Origin of the sequence: Rhizobium sp. Root491 (assembly GCF_001427205.1) — a bacterium.
Taxonomy (GTDB): Bacteria; Pseudomonadota; Alphaproteobacteria; order Rhizobiales; family Rhizobiaceae; genus Agrobacterium; species Agrobacterium tumefaciens.
Genome location: NZ_LMFF01000015.1, coordinates 86,534 through 109,358, shown reverse-complemented (window position 1 = coordinate 109,358; position 22,825 = coordinate 86,534). Strand labels below are relative to the sequence as shown.

Sequence of the window (22,825 nt, the reverse complement as noted above, 5' to 3'; positions counted from 1 at the left end):
CTAGATGCGACAGGGAATCGACTTCACCAAAGGAGAACATGCATGGAACGGCCATCTTTGCCGAAGGGCTTGCCCGAGGACATAGAAGACAAGAAGGCCGCCGCCCAGGCCTGGTTCCAGCATCTGCGCGACACCATCGTTACCTCCTTCGAAAACCTTGAAGACGAGCTGAGTGGCCCGCTCGCCGATCAGGAACCGGGACGCTTCGTGCAGAAGGACTGGCTGCGCGACAATGGCGCGGGCGGCGGCGGCAAGATGTCGATGATGGAGGGCCGCGTCTTCGAAAAGGTCGGCGTCCACACCTCCACCGTCTATGGTGAGTTCTCGCCGGAATTCCGCCAGCAGATACCGGGTGCGGAAGAAGACCCCAGCTTCTGGGCCTCGGGCATTTCGCTGATCGCCCATCCGGTCAATCCCAATGTGCCGGCTGTTCATATGAATACCCGCATGGTCGTCACCACCAGCCACTGGTTCGGCGGCGGCGCGGACCTGACGCCCGTGCTTGGACGCCGGCGGACGGAACAGGATCCGGACACCCAGCTTTTCCACCGCGGCTTCGAGATCACCTGTAACCGCCATCCCGTGGCCGACTATCCGCGCTACAAGTCGTGGTGCGACGAGTACTTCTTCCTCAAGCACCGCAACGAGCCGCGCGGCACCGGCGGCATCTTTTTCGACTGGCTGCACCCGGAAGAGGAAAAGGGCGGCTGGGACGCCAATTTCGCCTTCGTGCAGGATGTTGGCCGCGCCTTCAACCTGGTCTACCCAAAAATCGTGCGATCCAATTTCAACCAGCCCTGGACGGAAGAGGACCGCGACGAGCAGCTCATTCGCCGTGGCCGCTATGTGGAATTCAACCTGCTTTACGACCGCGGCACGATCTTCGGCCTCAAGACCGGCGGCAATGTCGAATCGATTCTGTCTTCCCTGCCACCCGTGGTCCGGTGGCCCTGAAATACTCACGTAAATTTGACGCCCGTCAGGAATTTGGGCGCAAATCGCGCAAATTAGGACTTATGGAAAAATAAAGGCAATGATAATCTCCTGCGTGCAGACGTACTGGAGGAGCTATCGTCATGATTACTTCGAACAGCATGCCTATATCCGCTTCCGCTGAGGGAGCCTCGCATTCCATCGATACCCCTGATTTGATCGACCGCATGGCAGCGGAAATGCGTGCCACCGGCGATCGCGAACTGCCGCATTCCTTTTATGTCGAACAAGTAAAACGCACGCTTGCCGGAAAAGCGGTGACGCGGGCCGACAATGACGAAATGCCTCGTACGAAAATCCCGGCAGCCGGCACATCCTCTGTTTTCCAGTGCTGGGCGATGCCCGAATAGGGCCTGAACAGGGTCAGCGGACGCCGCTCTGGAACATTAGCGGCGACCGTTCGTTTCTTGTCAGAGGGACAGCAGGCATTTGCAGGCTGTCCCTCTGTCTAAAACAGGGAGGCAAGACCATGAGACTGTTTGAATGTGGAACGCTCGTGCCCGGCTGTGCCTGGCACACCCGCGCGGATGACGACGCGGAAGTCGTGCGCCGCACCGTGGAACATATGCGATCGGCCCACGGCGAAACCATCATCCGCGAAAACATGATCGAAAACATCAAATCCCGCATCCGCGACGAGGCAAATGCGGCCTGAGCCGCAACGCCTCCGACACTGCGATCTCAATTCTCCAGCATTTCCTTCAGCCGGGCGGTCAGCGCTGCCCGGTCTAGCGAGAAATTGACGTCGATCCACTTTTCTTCGAGGCTTTTCAGCACCTCGCCTACCTTCGGACCGGACTCCACGCCCGCGGCCATCACATCAGCGCCGCTCAGCGGAAAGCCGGGCTTGTGGAACTTGTTCGCTCTCGTCAGCAGCGTCGAAAGCCGCGCGACTTTCTGCATCGCCGCCTCACCGCCCGAAAGGTCGGCGCGGGCCGAGGCAAGCGCCAGTTTCAGCCGCGTCTTCACACCGTCAACGCCCTGCCGGTAAAGCAGCCGGTCGAGCGCCGTCTCCTTCATCTCCGGATCGATCACCGGCGCGGAAGCACAGTGGGCGAGATATGCAGCTTCAGCCTTCGACAACCGCAGCCGCGCAGCAAGCGCCGTTAGCCTCTCCCTGTCGGGCGGCACTATGGCAGCAAGCCGCAGCATCGGGTCAACTGTCCAGCCGAGCGCCTGTTCGGTTGCCACCAGCCCGTGAATGGCGTCGATACCCCATTTTTCCGTTTCGGGAAGAATTTCCGCCAACACGCCGGATTGCCGCATCCACAGCAAGGCGCGGGAGGGATCGCGCGCGGAAAGCAGCTTTTTCAGCTCGCTCCACACCCGCTCGGCCGAGAGCGTCCCCAGCTTGTCCTTGGCCCGCGCACTGGCGCGCAAGCCATCGGCATCAGGACGACCGGAGCCATAATGGGCGAAAAAGCGGAAGAAGCGAAGAATCCGCAGATAATCTTCCGAAATCCGCATTGCCGCATCGCCGATGAAGCGCACCGTGCCGGTTTCAATGTCGGGCAGACCATCGATGAGGTCGATGATCTCGCCTTTCTCGTCGGCGTAAAGTGCGTTGATAGTGAGATCGCGCCGCTCGGCATCGGTCTGCCAGTCTGTGCCAAAAGCGACCTGCGCATGGCGGCCATTGGTCTCGACATCGCGGCGCAGCGTCGTCACCTCGAAACCCTCGCCGTCGATCACCAGCGTCACCGTGCCGTGTTCAATGCCGGTCGGTACCGCCTTGATGCCCGCCGCCTTGGCGCGCTCAACCACCACATCGGGGGTAAGCGTCGTCGCCATATCGACATCGACGACCGGTTGTTCCATCAGCGCATTGCGCACGGCGCCGCCGACGATCCGCACCTCGCCGCCATCGGCGTTCAACAGCGCGAAGATGCGCTTCAGCGCCGGCTTTTCAAACCAGTCCCGCCCGACAAGGCTGCTCATGAATAAAACCTCTCGTAAATCGTCCGTACGATGCCCGCCGTAATGCCCCAAATGTAGCGCTCGCCATAGGGCATTTCGTAGAAAAACCGCTCCTTCCCCTGAAAGATGCGGCTGCCGCGCCCGTGATTGGCGGGGTCCATCAAGAAAGACAGCGGCACCTCGAAAACCTCATCCACTTCCGTGGGATTGAGCGTCAGGTCAAAGCCGGGACGAACGACCGACAGCACCGGCTTGATGCGAAAACCGGTACCGGAAATATAATCCGGCAGACGCCCGACTGTTTCCACGAAAGATCGCGAGAGGCCGATCTCCTCTTCCGTTTCGCGCAGGGCGGCCTCTTCCGGTGTGCGGTCCCCGGCATCGATGCCACCGCCCGGAAAGGAAATCTGGCCGGAATGTTTGCGCAGGGTTGCGGTGCGCTGGGTGAAGATCACCCGCGCTTCGTTGCCGTCGTCGATGACAGGCACCAGCACGGCGGCGTCCTTCAGCCTTATGCCGTTTCCCGAAAGCACCACGCCCGGATTGAGCAGATGATCGCCATTCTCGCGTTCCGCCACGCCCTCGCGTTCCGCCACGCCCTCGCCTTCCTCCAGCACCCGGCGGCGGAAATCGGCGGCGGTAAAAGTTTCAAGGCGGGTTGTCGTCATTGTCATTGCGAAAGCCGTTCCAGTTCTTTGGCGGGCATCACGGGAAAGACAACCCCGCCCGAGCGCACGGCAAACATCTCGACACCGTCCACATCGATCACCTCGCCGAGTGCCACGAGATCATACATCACCGCCCGCGAGACGAGCGCCTCCAGCCTGCCGCGCACCAGAATATAGGGTTTCAATTCGCGGTTTTCTCCGAAAATCGTAAAGCGTAGCGGATGCTCCGGCCCGGCCTCCACCACATCGCCGACATTGGTGCGGAAGGTCAGCAGCGGCCCGCCATCCTTCTCGCCCGCCGTCACCTTCATCTCGACGGCCACGAAAGGAGCATCCACCACGCGGATGCCGACTTTTTCCACAGGAGTTACAAGATAGGTCTTGCCGTCGTCATCCTTGCGCAGGACCGTGGAAAACAGCCGCACCAGCGGCGCCCGGCCAATGGGCGTACCCATATAGAACCAGGTGCCGTCTGCGCGGATTTCCATGTCGAGATCGCCGCAAAAGGGGGGATTCCAGCGCTCCACCGGCGCAGGTCCACGTTTGGCGTCGCCGGTCTGCTCGGCGGCGCGGGAAATCATCGCCGCAAGCCCTGCTGCATCGCTTGCCGAATTTATCGTCTCCGCTGCCATATTCGAGTCTCGCTTTGCCGATAAGGAAATACTAAGTCACGACATAGTCATTCGAATGGCGCTTGTCAGCGGCCAAGAGAGCAATAAGCTAGTTGCAGCGCGAAATCCGCCCCGGCCAATGGCCATCAAGATTGGGGCAGGAATGGGTCGGCGGCAAAGGTATGAGGAGAGCGACATGGGCGTGATGAATACCGGCGAAACCCTCGACGAAAAAGCCATCGTCGCCTCGGCCGAAAAGGCGCTTTCGGATATTGCCGCGATCCGCGCGGAGGTATCCAAGGTCATCTTCGGCCAGGAAAAAGTGGTGCAGAACACGCTTCTCGCCATACTCTCGGGTGGCCACGCGTTGCTCGTCGGCGTTCCCGGGCTTGCCAAGACCAAGCTCGTCACCACGCTCGGAACGGTTCTCGGGCTCGATGCCAACCGCATCCAGTTCACACCGGACCTCATGCCATCGGATATTCTCGGCTCCGAAGTCATGGATCAGGATGAAAACGGGCGGCGCTCCTTCCGCTTCATAAAAGGTCCGGTGTTTGCGCAATTGCTGATGGCGGATGAAATCAACCGCGCCAGCCCGCGCACGCAGTCCGCGCTGCTGCAGGCCATGCAGGAATATCACATCACCATGGCCGGCCAGCGTTACGATCTGCCGAAACCCTTCCACGTTCTCGCAACCCAGAACCCGCTGGAACAGGAAGGCACCTATCCACTGCCTGAAGCGCAGCTCGACCGCTTCCTGCTGCAGGTGGATGTCGGCTATCCCGAGCTTGCCGCCGAACGCCAGATATTGCTCGACACGACAGGCACCGCATCGGGCGAGGCACGCAAGGTTATCGACGCCGAACGCATGATGGAAATCCAGGCCCTCATCCGCCAGATGCCGGTCAGCGACAAGGTGGTGGACGCGATCCTTTCACTTGTCCGCTCTGCCCGCCCCGGCCACGGCAACAAATTGACCGACAAACACGTTGTCTGGGGCCCGGGTCCCCGCGCCGGCCAGTCCCTGATGCTGACGGCACGCGCCCGCGCGCTTTACGAAGGCAGGCTCGCGCCGTCGCTGGACGATGTCTATGCGCTGGCCGAACCGGTGCTGGAGCACCGCATGGCGCTGACATTCGCCGCCCGCGCCGAAGGCATGTCGGTGCGCGATGTCATCGCAGCCCTTGTGGAGCAGGCGAAGAACTAAGGCATCGAACCGAAAAGTGTGACGCTGTTTTCGGAAAATCCGATGCTCGACAAAAACTCGGAGCGGCCCGCCGCTCTGACATCTGCCTAAGCTTTCTCGAAAGGAGTGCCTGTGGCATCCATCGGCCAGATCGTAGATAAGACACCGGGTAGCGAAGTTTTGGCGCGCGCGCGCCAGCGTGCCGCACTGGTGCCGGACTGCATGGTCGAAGCCAAGCGCATCGCCAACACCGTCACCGCCGGCTGGCACGGCCGCCGCAAGCGTGGCATCGGCGAGAATTTCTGGCAGTTCCGCCCCTATGCCGAAGGCGAGAGCCTGTCGCGCATCGACTGGCGACGCTCGGCCCGCGACGACCACACCTATGTGCGCGATCGGGAATGGGAAGCTGCCCACACCATCTGGCTGTGGGCCGACATGTCGCCGTCGATGATGTTCAAATCCACACTCGGCTCCGTTTCCAAGGAAAGCCGCGCATTGGTGCTGATGCTGGCGCTGGCGGAAATCCTTGCGCGCTCGGGCGAGCGCATAGGTTGTCCCGGTATCATGGAGCCCATCTCGGCCAGAAACGCCGCCGAACGTCTGGCTGCCGCCATCATGCACGCGCCGCTCACCACAGGCATGCCGGAAACGGGCATGATCCGCGGTGCAAGCGACATCGTCCTCATAGGCGATTTTCTCGACGATGCGCAAAATGTGATGGAGCGGATTTCGCCACTCGCGCGGCGCGGCTTGCGCGGCCATGTGGTGGAAATCGCCGATCCGGCCGAAGAAACCTTCCCCTATTCGGGCCGCACCGAATTTACCGACCCGGAAACCGGTGAAAAACTCGTCTCCGGCCGCGCGGAAACGATTCGCGAGGATTATACCCGCGCCTATCTCGCCCGCCGCGAAGCGCTGTCTTCTTCGCTGCGCCGTCTAGGCTGGAATTTCGTGTTTCACCGCACCGATCATCTCGCCTCCGAGGCGCTTGTGGCTGTTCACATGTATTTGTCCGGTGCGCCCGCGCAAGGCGGTGGCAACCGATGAGCGCATTGCCCTTCGTCTTCACCAGCCCCTATATTCTCTTCGGCCTTCTGGCATTGCCAGCCATCTGGTGGCTGCTGCGGCTCACCCCGCCGCGCCCCAAGGCGGAGGTTTTTCCGCCGCTGAAAATTCTGGCCACCGTGCTGAAGCGCGAGGAAACGCCCTCGAAAAGCCCGTGGTGGCTGACATTGCTGCGCATCGCGCTCGCCGCCGCCGTGATTTTCGCGCTGGCCGATCCGGTGGTGAACCCCCGCAACAACAGCATTGCCGGCACTGGTCCCCTGGTGCTTGTGGTCGATAATAGCTGGGCCTCCGCAACTGATTGGCAGAGACGCGTCGAAACCGCTCAGGCCCTGATCGGCGACGCGGAAAGGGCCGATCGCCCCGTTTCCATCAGCTTCACCGCAGATGCCGAACATGACGCCGTGCCGGCCACCACGGCGGTGGCGCTGGACAAGCTCGCCGCCGCCAAGCCGAAGCCGCTTGCGCCGGACCGCGTGCGCACTGCGGAAGCCATTACCGAGGCGCTGAACGGCACCTCCCCCGGCACGCTCGCCTATATTGCCGACGGCGTTGCCACCGCGCAGGATGAAAGCGCACTCAAAACGCTGGCCAGCCTCTCAGCTGCCGAGTTCCGCATCGTGACGGGTGATGGGAAATCCATCGCCGCCATTACCGGCGCCGCCAACAATGCCGATGCGATGAGCGTCACGCTATCGCGGCTCGACACGGCCTCCCCCAGCCGGTTGACCGTCAATGCGCAGGACAGCCAGGGCCGCATCCTTGCCACTGGCACCGCCAGTTTCGCTCCCGGCGAAGCGGAAACGACGGCGACGGTGGAAGCGCCTTTCGAATTGCGCAACGACTTCGCCCGCCTCTCCATCGAAGCAGTTTCGACGGCGGGCGCGGTGCATCTTCTGGATGACGGTTTCCGCCGCCGCCGCGTGGCGCTGCTGGCCGGTGAAACCGGAAATGATTTCCAGCCGCTGCTGCAGCCGCTTTATTACATCAGCCGCGCCCTTCAGCCTTTTGTCGATCTCATCCCGCAACGACAGGCAGATCTTGCGCAGGCAATCCCGGAAATCCTGCAATCCAATCCTTCCGTTATCGTCATGGCCGATATCGGACGTCTGCCGCAAGAGACCTATGAGCCGATGCAGCGCTGGCTTGCCGCCGGCGGCACGCTGATCCGTTTTGCCGGACCGCGCCTTGCCGCAGCCCCCACCAATGATCCGCTGGTGCCGGTGACGTTGCGGCAGGGTGAACGCGCACTTGGCGGCGCGCTCTCATGGGCCGAGCCCCAGCCGCTTGCCGATTTCCCGAATTTCGGCGCCTTTGCCGGAATGCCGAAGGCCGATGGCGTGCTCGTAAAACGGCAGGTTCTGGCCGAACCGACACCGGACCTCGCCGAGCGCACCTGGGCGAGCCTTGCCGACGGCACGCCACTCGTCACCACCCGCAATGTCGAAGCGGGCCGCATCGTGCTGTTCCATGTCAGCGCCGAGGCAAGCTGGTCCGACCTGCCGATATCAGGCCACTTCGTCGATATGTTGCGCCGTATCGTGCAATTGTCCAAGGCAGGCGGTGCTTCCACCTCCGCGAATGCCCCGGCCGCAGCATTACCGCCCTTCCGGCTACTGACGGCCGAAGGTGCTTTGTCAGCCGATGTCGGCTCCGCCCGGCCGTTGGAAATGCGCCCCGGTCAGGCTCCCCGCACCGGTTTCGACAATCCCCCCGGCCTTTATGGCACAGAGGATGGTTTCGTGGCTCTCAATCTTCTACCGGCTGGCGCCACGCTTCGCCCGCTCGATACCTCGCTCGCCGGTGTCAACACCACCAGCGAAGCACTGATCGGCGAAACGGCGAAATCGCTGCGCCCGGCCTTGTTCATCGCCGCCTTCCTGATGTTGATTGCCGACAGTCTCATTGTGCTCTTTATGAACGGCGCCTTCGCACGCCTGCCGAAAGCCCGCAGCGCCACAGCTGCCACCGTGCTGCTGGCCATTGGCGCCTTCGCCGCAATGTCCTCGAGCGATGCGCGCGCCGACGACCCCAAACCCGGTGACGAGCAGATTTTCGAGCGGCTGGACACGACGCATCTCGCTTATGTCCGCACCGGCGAGGACGATGTCGACCGCATTTCCGAACAGGGTTTGCAGGGATTGAGCGAATTCCTGACCTGGCGCACGACGCTGGAGCCCGGCCAGCCGGTCGGCCTCGATATATCCAAGGACGAATTATCCTTTTACCCGATCATCTACTGGCCGGTGTCGGCCTCCGCCCCCATGCCGTCGAGCGCTGCCATATCGCGTATCGATGCCTATATGCGCGCCGGTGGCACCGTTCTGTTCGACACGCGCGATCAGTTTTCGTCGCTCGACACCGGCGCGACCAGCCCCAATGGCGAACGTTTGCAGGCGATCCTCGCCAATATCGATATTCCGCCGCTGGAGCCCGTGCCGGAAGACCACGTCCTGACGCGGTCTTTCTACCTGCTCACCAATTTCCCCGGCCGCTACAACGGCTCGCCGCTCTGGGTGGAATCGCGCCAGGGGGCGGCAAAGACGACATCCGGCCTCTCTTCCTCCGGCGATGGCGTGACGCCGATCATGATAACAGGCAATGATTTTGCCGGCGCATGGGCCGTCGATGCGCAGGGCGCACCGGTGCTGCCCACTGTGCCGCCGGACGAGTTGCAGCGCGAACATGCGTTTCGCTCTGGCGTCAACATCATGATGTATATGCTGACCGGCAACTACAAGGCCGATCAGGTACACGTTCCCGCACTTCTCGAACGGTTGGGGCAGTGACATGACATTGACATTCGCCCCCTTCCTGCCGTGGATCGTTATTGCCGTTCTGGCCGTCGCCGCCCTTCTTCTCTCCTTCATCGGCCTGTGGCGCGGCGTGCGCGGCGCATGGCTGCGCGGGCTGGCGCTTGTCGCCCTGCTTGCCGCCATCGCCAATCCGCTTTTGACGCAGGAGGAACGCGAGCCTCTCTCCACAATCGTCCCCGTTATCGTCGATCGATCGCAGAGCCAGGACGTGCAGGACCGACCGCAAATGACGGATACGGCGCTTGCCGCGCTGAAAGACCGTCTGTCCCGCTTCCCGCGCATCGAACCGCGCATCGTGGAAGTGCGTGATGATGGTGAGAGCGATTCACCTTCGACGCAGCTTTTCTCGGCCCTCTCCTCCGCCGTCTCCGATGTTTCGCCCTCCCGCGTCGGCGGTGCGATTTTCCTCAGCGATGGCCAGATCCACGATATTCCGAATGCTCTGCCCAATGCCGAACAGGCGCTTGGTTTCCGCGCTCCCCTCCACGGGCTGATCACCGGCAAGGCCGATGAATTCGACCGCCGTATCGAGATTGTCCGCGCGCCCCGCTTTGGCATCGTCAACGAGGAACAGCAACTGACGCTGCGCGTCTTCGATGATGGCCGTGCAGCCGCAGGCGGTGGTTCGGCGGAAGTAACCGTGAAAATGAACGGCGAAGAAATCGCCACCTTGCAGGCCACACCCGGCCAGCCGACACCCTTTACTTTCAAGGTTCCGCGCGGCGGCAACAATGTCATGGAATTTTCCGTCGCCGAGCTTCCCGGCGAAGTGACGGCCGCGAACAACCGTGCGGTTCACCTGATAGAAGGTATCCGCCAGAACCTGCGCGTGCTGCTGGTCTCCGGCGAGCCGCATGCGGGCGAGCGCGCCTGGCGCAACCTCCTGAAATCCGACGCCTCGGTTGATCTGGTGCATTTCACCATTCTGCGGCCGCCGGAAAAACAGGACGGTACGCCGATCAACGAACTGTCGCTGATCGCCTTCCCCACACGCGAATTGTTCGTGGAAAAGATCGAGGATTTCGACCTCATTATCTTTGACCGCTACCAGCATCGCGGCGTGCTGCCGATCCTCTATTACGATTACATCGCGCAATATGTCGAAAAGGGCGGCGCGCTATTGATCGCAGCTGGCCCGGAACATGCCGGTCAGGATTCGATCGCCATGACGCCGCTTGCATCCGTGCTGCCGGCCCAGCCGACAGGCCAAGTGCATCAGTCCGCCTTTTATCCCCGCCTCTCGGAAGCGGGCAAGAAACACCCCGTTACCCGTGGGCTGGAAGGGTCGGGCGATGAGCCGCCGCATTGGGGCCGCTGGTTCCGCACCGTCAGCGTCGAGCCGCCGCAGGGCCAGACCGTGATGCTGGGTGACGGGCAGGACCCGCTGCTGGTGCTGAACCGCCAGGGTGAAGGCCGTGTCGCCATGCTGCTTTCCGATCAAGGCTGGCTTTGGGCGCGTGGCTACGAAGGCGGCGGCCCGCATGTGGCACTTTACCGGCGCATCGCCCACTGGCTGATGAAGGAACCGGAGCTTGAGGAAGAGGCGCTGACGGCGCGCGCCAACGGCCGCACATTGCAAATTACCCGCCAGACCATCGGCGACGACCCCGGTCAGGCAAGCGTGCATTTCCCCTCGGGCAAAACCGAAAACATGGCCTTCAACAATACCGAGCCCGGTCTCTACAAGATCGAGCGTCGCATGGACGAGACCGGCCTGTTCGAAATCAAGAACGGCGATTTCACTACGCTCGTCCATGTCGGCGCGGTGGATGCGCCGGAATTCAAGGCAATGATTTCGACAACCGAAACGCTGAAGCCGCTTGCCGACGCCACCAAGGGCAGCGTGCACCGTGTCGCCGACAATTCGGGCCGCGTGGCACTGCCCGATATCCTGCCTGTCAGGGGTAATATCAGGGTTGCCGATGAGGATCGCATGCTGATACGCATGACCGACGAGACTGTGCTGAAAGGTGTCAACACCCTACCGCTGTTTGCCGGTTTTGCCGGGCTTGCCGCCCTGCTCCTTGCTTTCTCCGCGCTCTGGTGGCGTGAGGGCCGGTAGGAACTTTCCGGTGGAAGCTCAGGCGCTTTCACGTCTCGCAGTGGAAACGAGAAACGGCCGCCGCTCGGCGACCTGGGAAAGATAATCATGAATTTCGTTTTGAGCGACATCGCGGATGCAGAAGCTGAAAAGGCCATCCGCGATCCCCTGGTGGCCTATAATCTCGCCCGTTTTGGCGAAAGCGACAAACGCGAACTCATCATCACAATCCGCGACGATGAGAACACCGTCACCGGCGGTCTTGTCGGCTATACCGGCCGCGGCTGGCTTTATGTGCAGCTTCTCTTCATCCCCGAGACCTTACGCGGTCAAGGCACAGGCGCGAAGCTTCTCGGCATGGCGGAAGAGGAAGCGAAAAAGCGCGGCTGCATGGGCGCTTACATCGACACGATGAACCCGGATGCGCTGAGGCTTTATGAGCGCTGCGGTTTCACCAGGATCGGCTCGCTTGCCCCGCTCTCCAGCGGCCAGGCGATCACATGGCTTGAAAAGCGTTTCTAATCCGTTCGAAAGAAAGCGGTTGGCGCAGCAGTGTCAGGAGAGCGCCACCCGCCGCGTTTCCGCGTTGATCATCGTTGCGGCAATCGCAGCCAGCACCAGCAGCCCAGCGAAAATGCCGATGGCGAAACCGAAGCCCTGCGCGATGGCATAACCCAGCAACGATGGCGCCAGAAGGCCGCCCAGCCTTGCCATGGCGCCCGCAGCCCCCATGCCGGTCGCACGCGATTCCGTCGGGTACAATTCGGGCGTGAAGGCATAAAGCGCACCCCAGGTGCCAAGCAGCGCAAAGCTCATGATCAGAAGCGATGTGGCGATCATTGCGCCGCCTGTAGCGAGCGTGAAGAGCAGGCAACCGAGGGCGGACAGCAGGCAGAAACCGATCAGCGTCGGCTTGCGGCCCCATTTTTCAACGCCATAGGCCGCAAGCGCATAACCGGGGATCTGCGCCAGTGCCACCAGCACGAGGAAACCATAACCGCGCACGAAGCCGAAACCGTCTCCCGCCAGTTTTGCCGGCATCCAGGTGAAGATCCCATAATAGGAAACGGAGACAAGGAACCAGATGGCAAGGATCATGATGCTGCGCTGTCTGAGCGCCGGCGAAAATATCCCCTGCCCTTTTGAAACCTCGGGCTGAAAAAGCCCTGTCCCGGCATCAAGTGGCGCGCGGCCGTTTACCACCAGCATGCGGTTGACGATGACCTTGGCTTCGTCCGATCGACCTCTCCGCACGAGGTAAAGCGGCGATTCGGGCACCATGAACCGTAAACCCAGACCCACAACGGCTGGGAAAGCCGTAACCGCGAAAATATAACGCCAGGCATCGACAACACCGGCAAGGCTGGCGCCCCACGCTGCAAGCGCCACGATCAGGGTTCCGATGGCCCAGAAGCCTTCCAGCATAACCAGCCAGCGCCCCCGGTTTTTTGCGGGCAGGAATTCCGCCATCATCGCATAATCCACCGGCAGGGTGCCGCCGACAGCCGCACCCGTCAAAAAGCGTAGGACAAGAAGAATGGCAAAGTTCGGCGCAAAGACGGAAAGTACACCGAACACGGCATCGCAGGCCACGGTGACGATCAACACACGGCGGCGACCGTAACGGTCCGCCAGACGCCCGAAACCGGCAGCACCTAAAAGCATACCAAAGAAGAAGGCCGTTCCGGTTTGAAGGGCCTGCGGAACAGTCAGGCCAAACGTTAGGGCAATCGAGGCGGCAGTGAAGCCGACCGCCAGCACCTGCATGGCATCCGCTGCCCAGACGAGGCCGAAAATACCCATCAACCGCCGCTGATAGGCGCCCGCACCGGCGCGTTCCAGCGCATCGTTCATGGTGATTGCCGTCATATGCTCGCCCCCGTGCCGAAATCGACTATCGAGTGCTATCGCATAGGGGAAAGAAACGGAATTGAATTTTGCGAAGTACGGTGCGTGGTTTCAAGGCAGAACACCATCCCGTCATCTTTAGCGAAATAACCGGCCAGTATATGGGCGACTCAACGCCCCGTCCCTCATCAAGTCAGTCGTATTTGATGAGGGAAAAAGTGCGCACTGCTGAAGGGCGGGAAATCCGACGTAACGAAATCCGTCAGCCGTAAACCCGAAGAGGCTCTTCGAAGCCGTCGTCTTCCGCCTGGGCTGCAGGCATGGCGGCCTCGCATTTGCGCCAGCCGATCTTGCCCTTCAGCCGCTGGTGCACGTCGTCACCAACAGGCACGACCAGCACCCGGTTCGGATCCACCGGGCCTGGAAAATCAAGCGCGGCGTAGGCGACCTTTTCGAAACCAAGCGGCATGTAATAGGGCGGATCGCCGATCAGAATGACGGCCTCCGAACCCTTCCGCCGGGCGGCAGCGATGGCAATCCGGACGAGTTCACGACCGATGCCCATGTTCTTGTGCGAAGGCCGCACGGCAAGCGGGCCGAGCATATGGCCTTTCACCCCACCGGCCAGAACCGGCGTCATGCGCACCGAAGCGATCGTCTCGCCATCATCGGCGCAGACGAAGGACAGCGACCGATCATGCGGACCCTGCTCGCGAATGCGCGCGGCGGCACGGGTGTGCCGACCGGGGCCGAATGCTTCTTCGTTGATGATTTCGATGATGGCGTCGTGCGACGCGTCCTCGGTGAGGTAGACAAGATCGTGCTTGGACATGAAGAGACCGAAACTTCCAAAATGCGGATGCGACAATAGATGACGGCTGCGCCGGTAAAGGCGTTCAGGAGCGTCAGCGTCGTCGGAGCATCCGTGTTTCGATCATAATCTACGATTTCCTCAGATTTGTGAAAATCGCAATTATCAGGAAAATTCCCACCCGTCCAGAACAAATCTCGGCACTATCCCATTCAGCCCATGCGAGACCGGAAACGCATTGTTCAATGCGCCACGGGTTCGCGGCACCGCGCTAAACGGTTAGGATTGCGGTCAAGGAAACAATCAAGGAGATCATCATGGGCATGCTGGTGGAAGGCGTATGGAAAGACGTCTGGTACGACACCAAGGAAACCAAAGGGCACTTCAAGCGCAGCGCCTCGCAATTTCGCAACTGGGTAACGGTGGATGGCGCGCCCGGACCTTCCGGCGAAGGTGGCTTCAAGGCCGAGAAGGATCGCTACCACCTCTATGTGTCGCTCGCCTGTCCCTGGGCGCATCGCATCCTGATTTTCCGTAAACTGAAAAAGCTGGAAGACCTGATTTCCGTCTCCGTCGTCGATCCGCTGATGCTGGAAAACGGCTGGGAGTTCAGACCGGAAGGCGAACGCACTCCGGGTGCAACCGAGGACCACCTCTTCGGCTTCTCCACACTGTGGCAGGTCTATACCAAAGCGGATGCCAAATATTCGGGACGGGTGACCGTGCCGGTACTGTGGGACAAAGAACACGGCACCATCGTCTCCAATGAATCGGCCGAAATCATCCGCATGTTCAACGTGGCCTTCAACGACCTCACCGGATCGGCGGCGGATTATTATCCCGAAGCACTGCGCGCCGACATCGATGCGCTGAACGACGTTATCTACGACACCGTCAACAACGGCGTCTACAAGGCCGGTTTCGCCACCACCCAGGATGCTTATCAGCAAAATGCCGTGAAGGTGTTTGAAACGCTTGATATGCTGGAAGACCGGCTGGAGGACCGCCGTTTCCTGTTCGGTGCAGAACAGACGGAAGCAGACTGGCGTCTCTTCACCACGCTGGTGCGATTCGACCCTGTTTATGTCGGCCACTTCAAGTGCAACATCCGCCGCATTCACGATTACCCGCATCTCACGGGTTACCTCCGCGACCTCTACCAGACACCAGGCGTGCCGGACACAGTCGATATCCGCCACATCAAGGAACATTATTACCGCAGCCACCTCACCATCAACCCGACAGGTATCGTGCCCGTTGGCCCGGAACTGGACCTTACCATGGCCCATGGCCGTGAGACGCTTGCCTGACGGCAGAGACGCAGCCGCTACCAGTAGTCGGCAATCGCCACTTTGCCGGAAAGTTCGGCAAGGCGGCGGCGGGTGGCGGGCGTCACATTTTCCGGCAGGTCCGAGAGATCGAAAAAACCGCTTTCGGTGATTTCATGATCCGGTTTTTTTGGCGTGGTCTGGGTGACCTGAAGCCGGTAGAGCGCCACATGATCGCGGTTGCTGCCTTCCAGATTGAGGTAGACATGGACAAGCTCGGGGATCGACGCAGCCTCGAGATTGCCTTCCTCGCGGATTTCCTTGTTGAGCGCCATCAGCAGCGTTTCGCCGCGTTCCACCCCGCCGCCGGGCAGATACCAGCCGGGCAGATAGGTGTGCCGCACCAGAAAAATCCGTCCCGCATCATCGAAGCAGAGCGCACGCACACCGAGGGTGGCACCGCGTGTGAACAGAAAAACGAAATGAAGCAGTCGGATAAGGATACGCGTGTGGAACGGACGGGCCTGCCGCTCGGTTCTCTCGTCATTCACCCTGGTTTCTCCCTGCCGGCAGGCTTTTATTGGACGTGCCGCATATCATAGGTTATCTCTGCCGCCATGTTCAAACTTGCGCATATTTCAGACGTCCATCTCGGGCCATTGCCAAAACTCACTTTCCGGGAACTTGCATCCAAGCGTATCACCGGTTTCGTCAACTGGCACCGCAACCGCCGCAAGCACCTTTTCACCGACACGCTGGAAAAGCTGCTCGATGATCTCGAAGCCAAATCGCCGGATCATTTGGCTATTACCGGCGATCTCGTCAATCTTGCGACAGGCATTGAAATTCGTGCCGCCGCCGACTGGCTGGAAGAAGTCGGCGACCCTGAAAAGATCTCGGTCGTTCCCGGTAATCATGACGCCTATGTTTCCGGCGCGCACGACAAGGCCATGCGCGCCTGGTATCCTTATGTGCGGGGCGATGGCGACCCGGCGGAATGGGACGATGACCGCAAGATTTTCCCCTACATGCGCGTGCGCGGTCCCGTCGCACTGATCGGCTGCTCCACCTCGATTGCAACGCCGCCCTTCTCTGCCACCGGCTATTTCGGCAACCGTCAAGCACGCGCAACCGCGGAACTCTTAAAAAAAGCCGGTGAACAGGGGCTGTTCCGCGTGGTGATGATCCATCACCCACCGATCCGCGGTGCGGCGGCTGCGCACAAGCGCATGTTCGGCATTCGCCGTTTCGCGGCAGCGCTTGGCGTTGGCGGCGCCGAGCTCGTGCTGCATGGCCACACCCATTTGAACACCGTATACTGGCTGAACACTCACCACGGGCAAGAGCACATCCCGGTCGTCGGCATCGCCTCCGCCAGCCAGGGACCGGGCGGCGAAAAACCGCGCGCGGCCTATAATCTCTTCCATATTTCCGGTGGCCCCGGCACCTGGAACGTCGCCTGCGAACGCCACAGTCTCAACGATACCGGAATGGGTATCGGGCTTGAAGATATCAGGGTATTTTATGAGAATGGTAGGCCGTTGGGGTTTTCGCGGCTGGGGGGATAAACTCCGGAGTGTTGAGGTTAGAGTCTGTGGCTCACCCCCCTCTGCCCTGCCGGGCATCTCCCCCACAAGGGGGGAGATCGGCAAGACGCTCTTTCGTCAATTCATTCTGAACGTTGAGATGGGCGAGACCGTGCCTCAGGTCGATCTCCCCCCTTGTGGGGGAGATGTCCGGCAGGACAGAGGGGGTAAACCCACCCTCAAACCCCCACTTACCTAGCTCGCTCTTCCAGCACCCGATTGGCCGCCGAAACAATCGCCTCCAGCGAAGCGCCAACAATATTCGTATTCACCCCGGCGCCGAACAATTTTCCGCCCGGATGCTCCATCTCAACATAGGCAATGGCGGAAGCATTGGACCCATGTTGCAGCGAATGCTCGGAATAGTCATTCACCGACAGATCGATGCCGAGATAGACCGACAGCGCATTGATGAACCCGTCGATAGGACCGGTGCCCTTGCCCTCGATGCGCTTCACCTCACCGTTATCGGTGATTTCGGCGGCGACAATACGTACGCCCTTGAAATCGCCCGCCGGATAGGTGTGGTGATCGACGAACTTGATGCGCGCATTCGGCTGCGTCACGTAACGCTCCATGAAGCGCTCGTAGATGCGCTTGGCCGGCAGTTCCACGCCCTCTTCATCGGTGATGCGCTGGATGTCTTCGCGAAACTCCACCTGCAGGTTGCGCGGCAGGTTGATGCCGTAATCCTGCTGGAGAATATAGGCGATTCCGCCCTTGCCGGACTGCGAATTGATGCGGATGATCGCTTCGTAGGAGCGGCCGACATCCTTCGGATCGATCGGCAGATAGGGCACTTCCCATACCGGGTGATTGGCAACCTTGATCGCCTTCATACCCTTGTTGATCGCATCCTGATGCGAGCCGGAAAACGCCGTATAGACCAGTTCGCCGACATAAGGGTGGCGCTCGGGGATCGTCATCTCGTTCGAATATTCGTAGACCGCCTTGATGCGCTCAATATCGCGGCAATCCAGCTCAGGATCGACGCCCTGCGTATACATGTTCAGCGCCAGCGTCACGACGTCGACATTGCCGGTGCGCTCGCCATTGCCGAACAGCGTGCCCTCGACACGGTCCGCACCGGCCATCAGAGCCAGCTCCGTCGCAGCGATGCCAGTGCCGCGGTCGTTGTGCGGATGCAGCGAAATGATGACGTTTTCGCGATTGTCGATATTGCGGCACATCCATTCGATCTGGTCGGCATAGATGTTCGGTGTCGCCATTTCGACAGTGGAAGGCAGGTTCAGGATCAGCTTGTTATCCGCCGTCGGCTTCACCACCTCGACCACGGCATTGCAGATTTCCAGCGCCACTTCCAGCTCGGTGCCGGTAAAGCTTTCCGGAGAATATTCGAAGCGGAAACCGCCGCCGGCCTTGGCCGCCATGTCGGTGATCATCTTGGCGGCATCGACGGCAATCTGCTTGATGCCGTGCACGTCCTTGCCGAATACCACGCGGCGCTGCAATTCCGAGGTGGAGTTGTAGAAGTGGATGATCGGCTTGTTGGCGCCTTCCAGCGCTTCGAAGGTGCGGGTGATCAGTTCCGGACGGCACTGCACCAGCACCTGCAGGGAAACATCCTCAGGCACATTGCCCTGCTCCACGCACCAGCGGGCAAAATCGAAGTCCGTCTGCGAAGCGGAAGGGAAACCGATCTCGATTTCCTTGAAGCCCATTTCGAGCAGCAGCTTGAACATGCGGGCCTTGCGGTCGTGGCCCATGGGGTTGACCAGCGACTGGTTGCCGTCACGCAGATCCACCGAACACCAGATCGGTGCCTTGGTGATGGTCTTGCCCGGCCACGTGCGGTCAGGAATATTGATGGTCGGGTAAGGGCGATACTTGACGTTCGCGTCCGACATGCCTTTGGAAATATTGGTGATCTTTCCGTCCATTTCGCTTCCTCCTTGCGCATTCCGCGGGTTTCTCGAGCCATCGGCGGATGCGCGGCCCTCAAGGGCCTAAATCCAGTATAAAATGAGATTTCGAGATGAGGAGCGTTTGCGCCAGCGGGCTTTCGGCCGCCGGGCGCTCCTCACTGGACCCGGCAACCGCGTGTAAGGTCAAGGCTAAGAAGCGAGAGTGCACCGCACGGAGAGGCAATCGCAGAAATCTGCGCGCTCATGCCGGAAATGGTTGCGATGCTGTTGCTCATGGGCAAGCTTATAATCGGCGAAATATTTGGATGCAAGGGCTATTGTCTCTTCAATCCTTTTACGAAACCAGTCAAAGCCATCATCAACCCGCCACCGATCAGCCCCCAGAAGGCACCGGAGACACCGGCGAAGGAAAGGCCGGAGGCGGTGATGAGGAAGGTGATCGCCGCTGCCTCGCGTGTTTCCGGATCCTTGAAAGCCGCAACGGCAGAGCCGGAAAAGGCGCCCACCAGTGCAAGCCCCGCCACCGCCTGAATGAGGACAGGCGGCGCCAGTGCCACGAAAGCCGTGACCGCGCCCGCCAGCAGGCCGAAGACGATGTAGCCCACACCGCCGATGATCGCCGCCCAATAGCGCCGTTTCGGATCAGGATGGGCGTCCTCGCCAGCGCACATCGCCGCCGTAATCGCGGCAAGATTGACCGCATGGCCGCCGAAGGGTGCGGAAAGCAGTGAGAAGAAGCCGGTCGCCGCGAAAAGCGGTCCGGGCTGCGGATCGTAGTGATTGACCTTCAGCACTGCGATACCGGGAATATTCTGCGAGGCCATAGTGACTATGAAGAGCGGCAGCGCGATGGAAATGACGGCGTGCAGGCTGAAGACGGGCGTCACCCACTCCATCGGAGGCGTCAGCGATTGCGCCACACGGTCAAGCGCCCCCGCCGGAATATCGACACCGAAGATCATCACCAGCACGAAAGCGGCAAGTGCCGCAGGCACGGCGAAAAGTCGTTTAAAGGCTCCCACCACGATCCAGGCAAGAATGATCGGCAATCCGAGCGCCGGGTTAAAGCCGATCGCCTTGATCGGCGCAAAACACAGGCCGATGATGACCCCGGAAAGCATGGCATTGGCAAGTGGCGCTGGAATGGAGGCCACCGCCTTTCCGAGCGGCCGGAACAGGCCGGCAATGATGATCAATATGGCGCAGATGATGAACCCGCCCACGGCGGCCGGAAAACCGCCCTCGATCACGCCCGTGGTCGCCAGCAAGGCTGCACCAGGTGTCGACCATGCGATGCTGACAGGCATCCGCGTCGCGACTGAAAGCGCTATCGCGCAAACCCCCATCGCCACCGAAAGCGCCATCAGCCCAGACGCCGCCTCGAAATCCGTAGCACCGACAGCCTTCAGGCCCTGCAACACCACGGCGAAAGAACTGGCAAAGCCGACAAAGGCGGTCAGGCACCCCATGAACAGGCTCTGTACGGAAAGGTCTTTCATCAACATGGCGGTTCCCGGATCTTCTGTTTCCCTTGAAGATCAAAAAACCCAACCGCTGGCAAGATGCCCGCAGGCTGAACAGGTACGCCTTTTACCAGCGCAGAAAACGCGAACCGGCAAAAGCGCCGATCAGGCCGGTGATGAAAATGCCAAGTGAATACCAGATCAGCACGAAAGCCATGCCGTTTTCGGTGCAGAACCAGGAATAAACCCAGGCTCCGGCTGCACCCGCCGCAATGCCAGCCACAAAACCTGCCAGGGCTGGATCAGCCGGGGCTGAGCGTTTGAGAACTGAAAAATTCGCCAGGAATACCGGAAGCGCGAAAGCGACGATCAAAAACGGGCAATGCAGTGCGGACGACCCCAGAACAAGCGTCCTGTAATTGTCCGGAAAGGCAAACCCCAGCTGTACGAGCGCTATCGCCGCCATCACAACGAAAATTAGCGCAAGCCAAACGAAAAGGCAGCCGCTGTTCCCCTCGGGGCGGGTAAGGCGGCCGACCGCGAAAAACGCAGTCATGGCCAGCAGGGCGTTATAGGCGGACTTGATCCAGAAACCCAGCTCGGTCAAAGCGTCGTGCATGTCGACCCGTGGCCCGAGAATGGCAAGCATCAGCAACAGCGAAACGCCAAGGCCGGGCAGGACGGCCAGCGCCAGCCGACGCTCCAGTGACAAGGCAGGCACGGGCTTGAGGCCGCTTGCCAGTTGTTCAATGATGTCTTCCGTCTTCCTCACGTTTCGCCTCGCAACTTTGCCGCCAGCATCTTAAGCGTCCTGTGAATGCCGACCCTCGCCGCAAGCTCGGTCTGGCCGGATTTTTGGGCCGCTTCGGCGATTGACTGACCCTCGAGTTTCACCCTGCGAATGAGGTCGCGTTGCCGCTGCGGCAACTCGTCGAGCAACCGTTCCACATCCATACGTGCCGTGACCTGATCGACGGACGATCCCGCTTCCAGCGTCTCATCAAGTTCCACTTCCGAAAGCTGGCGCGCACCCCTGCCCCTGTAGTGATCGATGAGTTTGTAGCGCGCTATCGAAAAGAACCAGGCGGTAAAAGGCCTTGCTCGATCATAGGTCTCGCGTTTGGCGTGAAGCGACAACAGGGTTTCCTGAACGAGATCTTCCACATCCCCCCGTGAAGCGGCCCTCATGCGCCGGTCGAAATAGGCTGTCAGCAGCCTGCGTAGGGCATAGAGCAAATGCCTGTAAGCGCCCTCGTCCCCATCGAGGGAACGCAGCATCAGCATTTTTAATGTCACTTCCGAAAGGCTGCCTGTCATCGTCACTATCGGGTTATTCGCAATCGGCGGGATATTGTTACATAATGGCGTGAAAAGAATCTCGCCCGAATATGATGTCACAAGCGCGTGAGCGTGTAACGACACACGGATCCCCACCGAATGGACAATCGTGAGCCCCGGTGCAACGCCGGCGGACATTTAATGACGTCCAGAGGAGATTTTTCATGACCCGCATTTTTACCGCCATCGCCACCGCTTCCATGCTGTCTGTTCTTTCTTTCGCAGGCATCGCCCATGCCGACGGCATGAAAACCGATATGACGAAAATGCACAACGACACCATGAAGACGCAGACGATGAAAAAAAGCGACATGTCCATGGCATCCAAAAAGGACTGCATGCACAAGGCTGACATGGAAATGAACAAGATGAAAAAAGCCGACATGATGAAGGCCTGCAACACGATGAAGTGATGCCGGCCGAACATTCAATGCACATGACCGGAAGCGGCACGTATCATCCGGCCTGAATGAAAAAAGCCCGTGCCGGTTTCCACCGGCACGGGCTCTCTCAACTACAAATCAAAACCTTAAACTTCCGACTGGCTCTCAACGATCTTGCCGACGAGGCCGTAGCCCTTGGCTTCTTCAGCGCCGAGCCAGTAATCGCGATCGATGTCCTTGGCGATCTTTTCTTCGCTCTGGCCGGTGGCCTTGGCGAAGATCTTGATCAGGCGCTGGTTCATCTTGATGATTTCGCGGGCCTGGATTTCGATGTCGGATGCCATGCCGCGCGTGCCGCCGGAGGGCTGGTGCAGCAGGAAGCGGGTGTTCGGCAGGCAAAGGCGACGTTCCTTCGGCACCGAAACATAGATCAGCGCGCCAGCGGAAGCGACCCAGCCCGTACCGATGATATAAACCTTCGGCTTGATGAACTTGATCATGTCATGGATCGAATCACCCGATTCGACATGGCCGCCCGGCGAATTGACGTAAACGCGAATGTCGTCGTCGCTGGCGGCGGCAAGTGCCACGAGCTGCGTGCAGACCTTCTGCGCCAGTTCCTGCGTGATGCCACCATAGATGAAGATCGAACGCGACTTGAAAAGATTCGCTTCCGTTTCCTTGCCGATCGGCAGTTCCTTGCTCTTGTCGTCTTCGTCTTCGTTCATCAGCGGCTCTCCAGCGTAATTCATGCATGCCCTTCGGACATAGTGCGACTTGTTACGTAAGGCAATGAGCAAAAAAGGCAAGGTTTGCGCCCCAACAATAAACATCGCCCCCGGCAGATGACGCATGGACAGCCTCTCCGGGTTCGCGGTATCGTCAGGTCCTCATTGCAGTGCCGCCGATTGCGGGAACCCCAAGATCCCCTTGCTGGCGGCGATA

22 protein-coding genes are annotated in these 22,825 nt (G+C 60.3%); 11 read left to right on the top strand and 11 right to left on the bottom strand.

Annotation, left to right across the window (positions count from 1 at the left end):
• The first annotated feature begins 42 nt into the window (after positions 1-42).
• From hemF to ASD46_RS17195, 3 genes are all read left to right on the top strand, one after another.
• Positions 43-954 carry an oxygen-dependent coproporphyrinogen oxidase gene (hemF, locus tag ASD46_RS17205; RefSeq protein WP_025594165.1) on the top strand — a complete coding sequence of 304 codons (912 nt, stop codon included), beginning with the start codon at positions 43-45 and terminating at the stop codon, positions 952-954.
• A 122-nt stretch (positions 955-1,076) separates the two neighbouring features.
• Positions 1,077-1,343: a hypothetical protein gene (locus tag ASD46_RS17200; protein WP_003513532.1), complete on the top strand. Its 267-nt coding sequence runs from the start codon at positions 1,077-1,079 to the stop codon at positions 1,341-1,343.
• A 119-nt stretch (positions 1,344-1,462) separates the two neighbouring features.
• Positions 1,463-1,648 carry a DUF1059 domain-containing protein gene (locus ASD46_RS17195; RefSeq protein ID WP_003513537.1) on the top strand — a complete coding sequence of 62 codons (186 nt, stop codon included), beginning with the start codon at positions 1,463-1,465 and terminating at the stop codon, positions 1,646-1,648.
• 26 nt (positions 1,649-1,674) lie between these two features.
• On the opposite strand, the gene ASD46_RS17190 is transcribed toward ASD46_RS17195, so the two are convergent.
• From ASD46_RS17190 to ASD46_RS17180, 3 genes are read right to left on the bottom strand one after another with little or no spacing between them, the layout of a single operon-like run.
• Entirely contained in the window at positions 1,675-2,931 is a 1,257-nt protein-coding gene (locus ASD46_RS17190) for a CCA tRNA nucleotidyltransferase (RefSeq protein ID WP_060642538.1), read from the bottom strand.
• On the bottom strand, positions 2,928-3,584 hold the full coding sequence (locus tag ASD46_RS17185) for an NUDIX hydrolase (protein WP_025594168.1): 657 nt from the start codon (positions 3,582-3,584) through the stop codon (positions 2,928-2,930). Before ASD46_RS17185 ends, ASD46_RS17190 begins: the two co-directional genes overlap by 4 nt.
• Positions 3,581-4,210, bottom strand: a complete 630-nt coding sequence (locus tag ASD46_RS17180; protein ID WP_025594170.1) for a DUF1285 domain-containing protein — start codon at positions 4,208-4,210, stop codon at positions 3,581-3,583. Before ASD46_RS17180 ends, ASD46_RS17185 begins: the two co-directional genes overlap by 4 nt.
• A 175-nt stretch (positions 4,211-4,385) precedes the next feature.
• On the opposite strand from ASD46_RS17180, the gene ASD46_RS17175 reads away from it, so the two are divergent.
• The 5 genes from ASD46_RS17175 to ASD46_RS17155 all read left to right on the top strand — a co-directional run bounded on the left by ASD46_RS17175 (position 4,386) and on the right by ASD46_RS17155 (position 11,819).
• A complete protein-coding gene (locus ASD46_RS17175) occupies positions 4,386-5,396 on the top strand; it encodes an AAA family ATPase (RefSeq protein ID WP_003513541.1) in 1,011 nt (336 codons plus the stop codon).
• 111 nt (positions 5,397-5,507) lie between these two features.
• Positions 5,508-6,422 (top strand): DUF58 domain-containing protein, encoded by a 915-nt coding sequence (locus ASD46_RS17170; protein WP_025594172.1) that lies wholly within the window; start codon positions 5,508-5,510, stop codon positions 6,420-6,422.
• Positions 6,419-9,229 carry a DUF4159 domain-containing protein gene (locus tag ASD46_RS17165; RefSeq protein WP_025594173.1) on the top strand — a complete coding sequence of 937 codons (2,811 nt, stop codon included), beginning with the start codon at positions 6,419-6,421 and terminating at the stop codon, positions 9,227-9,229. Before ASD46_RS17170 ends, ASD46_RS17165 begins: the two co-directional genes overlap by 4 nt.
• Before the next feature lies 1 nt (position 9,230).
• The gene (locus ASD46_RS17160) at positions 9,231-11,318 is read left to right on the top strand and encodes a membrane protein (RefSeq protein ID WP_019565198.1); all 2,088 of its coding nucleotides are present in this window, start codon (positions 9,231-9,233) and stop codon (positions 11,316-11,318) included.
• 87 nt (positions 11,319-11,405) lie between these two features.
• Complete coding sequence (locus ASD46_RS17155; protein ID WP_019565197.1) at positions 11,406-11,819, top strand: GNAT family N-acetyltransferase; 414 nt, start codon at positions 11,406-11,408, stop codon at positions 11,817-11,819.
• A gap of 33 nt (positions 11,820-11,852) precedes the next feature.
• Here ASD46_RS17155 and ASD46_RS17150 read toward each other — a convergent pair whose 3' ends face one another.
• Both ASD46_RS17150 and ASD46_RS17145 read right to left on the bottom strand, forming a co-directional pair.
• Entirely contained in the window at positions 11,853-13,166 is a 1,314-nt protein-coding gene (locus ASD46_RS17150) for an MFS transporter (RefSeq protein WP_025594177.1), read from the bottom strand.
• A 241-nt stretch (positions 13,167-13,407) separates the two neighbouring features.
• Positions 13,408-13,977, bottom strand: coding sequence for a GNAT family N-acetyltransferase (locus tag ASD46_RS17145; RefSeq protein ID WP_013636617.1), 570 nt, complete (start codon positions 13,975-13,977; stop codon positions 13,408-13,410).
• Positions 13,978-14,273: 296 nt separating this feature from the next.
• On the opposite strand from ASD46_RS17145, the gene ASD46_RS17140 reads away from it, so the two are divergent.
• Positions 14,274-15,266, top strand: a complete 993-nt coding sequence (locus ASD46_RS17140) for a glutathione S-transferase family protein (protein WP_025594181.1) — start codon at positions 14,274-14,276, stop codon at positions 15,264-15,266.
• Positions 15,267-15,283: 17 nt separating this feature from the next.
• Here ASD46_RS17140 and ASD46_RS17135 read toward each other — a convergent pair whose 3' ends face one another.
• Entirely contained in the window at positions 15,284-15,775 is a 492-nt protein-coding gene (locus ASD46_RS17135) for an NUDIX domain-containing protein (RefSeq protein WP_025594182.1), read from the bottom strand.
• 66 nt (positions 15,776-15,841) lie between these two features.
• On the opposite strand from ASD46_RS17135, the gene ASD46_RS17130 reads away from it, so the two are divergent.
• Positions 15,842-16,792: a metallophosphoesterase family protein gene (locus ASD46_RS17130; protein WP_025594184.1), complete on the top strand. Its 951-nt coding sequence runs from the start codon at positions 15,842-15,844 to the stop codon at positions 16,790-16,792.
• Positions 16,793-17,001: 209 nt separating this feature from the next.
• Here the strand turns inward: ASD46_RS17130 and leuA are convergent, their stop codons facing one another.
• The 4 genes from leuA to ASD46_RS17110 all read right to left on the bottom strand — a co-directional run bounded on the left by leuA (position 17,002) and on the right by ASD46_RS17110 (position 21,443).
• Positions 17,002-18,711 (bottom strand): 2-isopropylmalate synthase, encoded by a 1,710-nt coding sequence (gene leuA, locus ASD46_RS17125; protein WP_003513556.1) that lies wholly within the window; start codon positions 18,709-18,711, stop codon positions 17,002-17,004.
• Between the two features lie 299 nt (positions 18,712-19,010).
• Positions 19,011-20,198: a benzoate/H(+) symporter BenE family transporter gene (locus ASD46_RS17120; protein ID WP_025594186.1), complete on the bottom strand. Its 1,188-nt coding sequence runs from the start codon at positions 20,196-20,198 to the stop codon at positions 19,011-19,013.
• Positions 20,199-20,286: 88 nt separating this feature from the next.
• Positions 20,287-20,931, bottom strand: coding sequence for an NrsF family protein (locus ASD46_RS17115; protein WP_025594188.1), 645 nt, complete (start codon positions 20,929-20,931; stop codon positions 20,287-20,289).
• The gene (locus tag ASD46_RS17110) at positions 20,928-21,443 is read right to left on the bottom strand and encodes a sigma-70 family RNA polymerase sigma factor (protein WP_025594189.1); all 516 of its coding nucleotides are present in this window, start codon (positions 21,441-21,443) and stop codon (positions 20,928-20,930) included. Before ASD46_RS17110 ends, ASD46_RS17115 begins: the two co-directional genes overlap by 4 nt.
• A 218-nt stretch (positions 21,444-21,661) precedes the next feature.
• Between ASD46_RS17110 and ASD46_RS17105 the strand changes: the two genes are divergently transcribed.
• Positions 21,662-21,910 carry a pentapeptide MXKDX repeat protein gene (locus ASD46_RS17105; RefSeq protein ID WP_025594191.1) on the top strand — a complete coding sequence of 83 codons (249 nt, stop codon included), beginning with the start codon at positions 21,662-21,664 and terminating at the stop codon, positions 21,908-21,910.
• A 116-nt stretch (positions 21,911-22,026) separates the two neighbouring features.
• Here ASD46_RS17105 and ASD46_RS17100 read toward each other — a convergent pair whose 3' ends face one another.
• The gene (locus ASD46_RS17100; RefSeq protein ID WP_003513567.1) at positions 22,027-22,608 is read right to left on the bottom strand and encodes an ATP-dependent Clp protease proteolytic subunit; all 582 of its coding nucleotides are present in this window, start codon (positions 22,606-22,608) and stop codon (positions 22,027-22,029) included.
• Positions 22,609-22,825: the final 217 nt, after the last annotated feature.